A 5,635-nucleotide genomic window follows, 5' to 3' on the forward strand; every position below is an offset into this window, starting at 1 on the left:
CGGGTAGCCACGGCATCGGAGACGCCTACGAGACCATCGCCACGGGCCGGCAGGTGGCCATGCTGGCGGGCGGCGCCGAAGAACTCGACGCCACCGAGGCCGCCGTGTTCGACACCCTGTTCGCCGCCAGTACCCGCAATGACGAACCGGCGGCCACGCCGCGACCGTTCGATGCGGCGCGCGACGGCCTGGTGCTGGGCGAAGGCGCCGGCACGCTGGTGCTCGAAGAACTGGAGCATGCGCAGGCGCGCGGCGCGCGCATCGTGGCGGAGGTGGTCGGCTTCGGCACCAACAGCGACGGCAACCACGTCACGCAGGCCCAGCCCGCGACGATGGCGCAGGCCATGCGCATGGCGCTGCACGACGCAGGCCTGCAGCCATCGCAGATCGGCTACGTGAATGCGCACGGCACCGCCACGGAGCAGGGCGACCTGGCCGAGGCGCAGGCCACCCACGACGTGTTTGGCGCGCAGGTGCCAATCAGTTCGCTAAAAAGCTATCTCGGTCACACGCTGGGCGCCTGCGGGGCGCTGGAGGCGTGGATAAGCATCGAAATGATGCGCGATGGATGGTTTGCGCCTACGCTCAATCTGGATCGGCCCGACCCCCGTTGCGCGCCGCTGGACCATATCGTCGGGGAAGGGCGCCGGATCGATACCGACTATGTGATGAGCAACAATTTCGCGTTCGGCGGCATCAATACGTCGCTGATCTTTCGCCGTTGGCCCGAGCCAGGGCGTCACTGAACCATGCCGATTGCCTTGCGTACCGGATCGGTCATGGCCTTTGCCGCCATGGCGCCACCTGTCAGTCGCTGGATGTCGGGCGAGGAACTGGCGCGGCTGGCGGCCATGCGGGCCCAGCAGCGCGCCGAGCAGTTTGCGGCGGGCCGCTGGCTGGCGCGACGGCTGCTGGCCGTGACGTTTGGCGGCGATGCGTCGGAATGGGCGCTGTCCGCCGCCGAGGATGCACCGCCGCTGGCTACGCACATCGCCGGCGCCGTGGGTACGCCGGTCTTTGTCTCGATTGCCCACTCGGGCGATCACCTTGCCTGCGCGGTCTCGGACATGCCGGTCGGGGTCGATATCGAGGAAATGCAGCCGCGCCGCCACCTGGGCACGCTGATCGAGGCCACCACCACCGAGGCGGAGCGCGCCGCGCTGCCCGAACTGCTGGCCGACGGCAACGAGGAGGCCCGCATGCTGGCGTTCTTCCAGCTCTGGACGCTCAAGGAAGCGTGGATCAAGTGCCATGGCGGCAACCTGTTCCAGACCATGATGGGGCAGGTGGTGGAGGCCACGCCGTCGCCGCTGGCGCAGGCCAACGGGCTGACCTGGCGCCGCAAGAATGCCGTGCTGGCGCTGGCCGCCGCGTCGGGGCTGGAGGATGACCTCGGCCTGCCGCACGCCACCGGCTGGCGGCTGCACGCGCAGGAAACCGTCGATTGAGCGTCGGCTAAGCGTCGATTGAGCGTCGAAGGCGCCGATCGAGCCCGAGCCTGGGTTCAGACGCTCAGGTCTTTTCCAGCGAGGCGCAGGCCGCACGCAGGATGGCCGCGTAGTGCTCCAGATGCGGCTCGATCCGGTACACCGGCCCGGCAATCGAAATCGCATAGCATTCCCCCGACAGCCGTACCGGCCACGCCAGCGCGCCCACATCGGGCATCGATTCACTGAGGTTGACGTAGGCGCCGCGCTCGCGCGACTGGCGCAGGTTGGCTTCGAGCGTCTCCGGGGTGGTCAGTGTGCGGGGCGTGAAGCCCTGGAACGGCAGCCGGGGCAGCAGCGCCGCCCGCTCGGCATCGTCCATCGCCGCCAGCAGTGCCTTGCCGATGGAATTGGCATGCAGCTCGCGCCGCTCGCCGGCCGTGGCGATATAGCGAATCGCGTGCGGGGATTCGAGTACGTCCAGGTAGACCACGGCCGTGCCGTCATGCAGCTTGCCGATGACGATGGTCTCGCCAGTGGCGTCGCGCAATTCGCTCATGGTGCCGTGTACGCGGTCCAGCACGGGGTCGTGCCGGGCAATCTGCTGGGCCATGGCCAGCAGCCGTCCGGTGGGGTAGTAGCCCTGCCGGCGCGCGGTTTCATAGAGATAGCCCAGCGATGTCAGCGTGCGGATCAGCGCCAGGCAGCTTGATGCCGGCACCGCCAGCAGTCGCGCCAGTTCCGACAGCGACAGCGCCCGCCGTTCACGCGCGAAGGTCTCGATGATCTCGATGACCCGCAGGGCGGTCTTGACGTTCATCGCTGGAGATTTGGCGGGCTCTGGGCGCTCTGGCATGGGCGGCGGCGGGGCAGGATCGGATCGGGCGCGAGGCGAGGGGCGGATCGGCAATGGCCTGGGTGAGGCCACCGGGGCGGACTGTAGCACGGCACCCTGTCCGAAGCGACCCGAAGCGCACCAGGTACAACCAATATGTTGTAAATCCGTTTTACAGCCTATGCGTTGTAACTTGAAAATACAGCCTTTGCGTAGTAAAACGGATTTACAACCTGTTTGTTGTGAAACGCATCGAGAACCTTGCGAGCCGTGACGGGCTCGCGCAGCCCCCATGGCCAGCCAATTTCCCATCCGAATCCTGACCCAGCTGAATCCGGTATTGCAGGGCTTTCGCAAGTCGCGCGGCCTGACCCAGGCCGATGTGGCGGCGCGTCTCGGCGTCAGCCAGCAAAGCTATGCCCGTCTGGAAGCCAATCCGGGCCGGGCCAGCATGGCGCGCGTCCTGGCGGTCTTGCAGGCCCTGGAGGTGGATCTGGTGCTGACGCCGCGCGCGCCGGTGGTGGCCTCGGACACCGCCGAGGGCGCGACATCCCGGCGCAGCAAGCCCGGCGTGCCCGGCGCAAAGAAACGGGTAGCCAAGGCAGCCAAGGCGACCCCGCCGCGCAAGTCGAAACCTGCCCAGGAGCCGGGAGAGGACTGGTAATGGGGCGGCGTCCGCTCCGGCGCCGGCTTGGCGTCTGGATGAATGGCTGGCTGACGGGCACCTGGGAACGGGGCACCGATGGCGAGTCGTTCGCCTACGATGCCGGCTGGATGGACAGCGCCCAGGGGCGCCCCCTTTCGCTGTCGCTGCCATTCCGGTCCGATGCCGCGCCGTATCGCGGTGGCGTGGTCACCGACTACTTCGACAACCTGCTGCCCGACAGCGATGCCATCCGCCGTCGCCTGGCGCAGCGCCATCGCACCCAGGGCACGGGCCCGTTCGACCTGCTGGCCGCACTGGGGCGCGACTGCGTTGGCGCGCTGCAACTGCTGCCGGAAGGTGCCGAGCCCGAAGCGTTGCGCACCATCGACGGCACGCCGCTGGACGAAGCCGCCATCGCGCAATTGCTGCGCGATGCCACCCGCAGCACGCCGCTGGGCCAGCACGACGACGAGGGCGACCTGCGGCTGTCGATTGCCGGCGCGCAGGAAAAGACCGCACTGCTGCATCATGGGGGGCGATGGCTGCTGCCGCACGGCAGCACACCGACCACCCATATCCTCAAGCTGCCGTTGGGGCTGGTTGGCAACATGCGCGCGGACATGCGCACGTCGGTGGAAAACGAATGGCTGTGCGCACGGCTGGTGGGGCACTTTGGCCTGCCGATTGCCAACTGCGCCATCGAAACGTTCCAGGACCAGAAGGTGCTGGTAGTGGAGCGCTTCGACCGGCGGCTGGCGCCCGATGGCAGCTGGATCATCCGCCTGCCGCAGGAGGACTTCTGCCAGGCGCTGGGCCTGTCGCCGTTGTCGAAGTACCAGGCCGACGGCGGGCCGGGCATTGCGGATGTCATGGGCGTGCTGGCGGCTTCCGAAACCCCGGCCCATGATCGTAGCAATTTCTTCAAGACGCAGATCCTGTTCTGGCTGCTGGCCGCAACGGACGGGCATGCCAAGAATTTCAGCCTGTCGATCGGACCGGGCGGCCGCTACTGGTCGACGCCGCTGTACGACGTGCTGTCGGCGTTCCCGATCATGGGCGGCGGCGCGAACCAGCTGGCGCCGCAGAAGGCCCGCATGGCCATGGCCGTGCGCGGCAGCAGCCAGAACCACTACCGCATCGCGCAGATCATGCGCCGGCACTGGCTGGAGCAGGGGCGCCGGGTGGGCCTGCCTGCCGAGGACGTCGAGGCCATCCTGGCCGACCTGAAAGGTGCCGTCGAACCGGCCATTGGCGCCACGGCGGCCGAATTGCCGGTCACGTTTCCGCAGGACGTTGCCGAGCGCGTGTTCGAGGGGCTACGGGCACAGGCCCGACGGCTCTGAGCAACTTCCCGCCACGGGACCCGACTTTGTACCGTTGTGTATCCCGACGGAGGGCCGATACGTCGACACACGCAATGGCCGCTTGCGCCACACGGACGCGATACGTCCAACCCTTCCAATAGGCTCCATGGCGAATGCGCATGGTGCGCCGCCAACTACCGGTCTGGCTGGAGCCTCCCATGTCGAAAATCAACATCGCGCTGCAATTGACGAGGACAGTGTTCTCGTCGTTGCCGCCTGGTGCGCTCCAGGGGGTGACGCTGACGGCGGCCGTCGTGGCAACGGCAACCGCCTGCGTGGCGCTGTCGATGGCACTGCCAGCGCAGCCCGTACCGGACTTCCAAAACTAGTCTTGTCGGAGAAATCGCATGTGGAATCGCAATCTGAATCGCAATCTGAACGTCAACCGGACCATCGTATCGCTGGCCCTGGCCACCATCGGGCTGACCGCCGCCGTGGCTGCCCAGGCCGCCCCGGCCGCGGCCGATACGGCTGACAGGCAGCAGCCGTCCGTGGTCATCGTGCATGGTGCCTTTGCCGATGGCTCGGACTGGGCCAAGGTGATTCCGCTGCTGCAGGCGAAGGGTGTGAAGGTGCAGGCCGTGCAGAACGGGCTGGAATCGCTGGCTGGCGACGTGGCGGCCACGCGTCGCGCCATCGACAACCAGCCGGGCAAGGTGGTGCTGGTGGGGCATTCGTGGGGCGGTACGGTGATTACCGAGGCGGGCGCCAACGACAAGGTGTCGGCGCTGGTCTACGTGGCGGCCTTCGCGCCGGAAGCGGGGCAGTCCACCGAGGAAGCCGGCAAGGCATTCCCGCCGGCACCGGGCATCGGCAAGCTGGTGGCGGACAAGGACGGCTACCTGTCGCTGCCGCCGCAGGCCGTGGCCAGCGATTTCGCGCAGGACGTACCCGCCGCCCAGGCCCGCGTGATGGCGGCAACCCAGGGCCCGATCCAGGCGAAGGCATTTGGCGAAAAAACGAGTGTCGCGGCGTGGTCCAACCGTCCGTCGTGGTACATCGTCAGCGCCAAAGACCGCATGATCCCGCCCGATCTGGAGCGCGCCATGGCCAAGCGGATCGGCGCCAAGGTGACCACGCTGCCGACCAGCCACGTGCCGCAGCAATCCCGGCCGGCCGATGTGGCGAAGGTCATCCTGGACGCCGTGCAGACGGTGAAGGCGCAAAACTGAAGCCGGACTGAAGCACGGCTGAAACGAAGTCCGTTGCCATGCGCACCCCTCTCCCGCGTGGGGATGTTCAGACCGGACACATAGGTGACAGGTGTGCGAGGACATGGTTGACACTTCCGGACGGTTTGCCGTCCGGAGGTTCAAACCATGCCTTGGAACACACGAGACACTATGAGCCTGCGTCTGGAATT

At 67.4% G+C, this 5,635-nt stretch carries 7 protein-coding genes; 6 read left to right on the forward strand and 1 reads right to left on the reverse strand.

Features of this window, described 5'->3' with window-relative positions; genetic code table 11:
• Positions 1–746 (forward strand): beta-ketoacyl synthase N-terminal-like domain-containing protein (locus CYJ10_RS31650; protein ID WP_308303029.1); only part of this gene is annotated, 746 nt, incomplete at its 5' end.
• A 3-nt stretch (positions 747–749) separates the two neighbouring features.
• Positions 750–1,448: a 4'-phosphopantetheinyl transferase family protein gene (locus CYJ10_RS31655; protein ID WP_101685401.1), complete on the forward strand. Its 699-nt coding sequence runs from the start codon at positions 750–752 to the stop codon at positions 1,446–1,448.
• A gap of 64 nt (positions 1,449–1,512) precedes the next feature.
• On the opposite strand, the gene CYJ10_RS31660 is transcribed toward CYJ10_RS31655, so the two are convergent.
• Positions 1,513–2,247, reverse strand: coding sequence for an IclR family transcriptional regulator (locus CYJ10_RS31660; protein ID WP_101685402.1), 735 nt, complete (start codon positions 2,245–2,247; stop codon positions 1,513–1,515).
• Between the two features lie 307 nt (positions 2,248–2,554).
• Here CYJ10_RS31660 and CYJ10_RS31665 point away from each other — a divergent pair, with 307 nt between their 5' ends.
• The 4 genes from CYJ10_RS31665 to CYJ10_RS31680 all read left to right on the forward strand — a co-directional run bounded on the left by CYJ10_RS31665 (position 2,555) and on the right by CYJ10_RS31680 (position 5,444).
• Positions 2,555–2,926: a helix-turn-helix domain-containing protein gene (locus CYJ10_RS31665; RefSeq protein ID WP_101685403.1), complete on the forward strand. Its 372-nt coding sequence runs from the start codon at positions 2,555–2,557 to the stop codon at positions 2,924–2,926.
• The gene (locus CYJ10_RS31670; protein ID WP_101685404.1) at positions 2,926–4,251 is read left to right on the forward strand and encodes a type II toxin-antitoxin system HipA family toxin; all 1,326 of its coding nucleotides are present in this window, start codon (positions 2,926–2,928) and stop codon (positions 4,249–4,251) included. Before CYJ10_RS31665 ends, CYJ10_RS31670 begins: the two co-directional genes overlap by 1 nt.
• A 179-nt stretch (positions 4,252–4,430) precedes the next feature.
• Positions 4,431–4,601 (forward strand): hypothetical protein, encoded by a 171-nt coding sequence (locus CYJ10_RS34375; RefSeq protein WP_180863129.1) that lies wholly within the window; start codon positions 4,431–4,433, stop codon positions 4,599–4,601.
• A gap of 18 nt (positions 4,602–4,619) precedes the next feature.
• Positions 4,620–5,444, forward strand: a complete 825-nt coding sequence (locus CYJ10_RS31680; RefSeq protein ID WP_101685406.1) for an alpha/beta fold hydrolase — start codon at positions 4,620–4,622, stop codon at positions 5,442–5,444.
• Positions 5,445–5,635 lie beyond the last annotated feature (191 nt).

It is taken from the genome of Cupriavidus pauculus, assembly GCF_002858765.1.
GTDB classification, from domain to species: Bacteria; Pseudomonadota; Gammaproteobacteria; order Burkholderiales; family Burkholderiaceae; genus Cupriavidus; species Cupriavidus pauculus_B.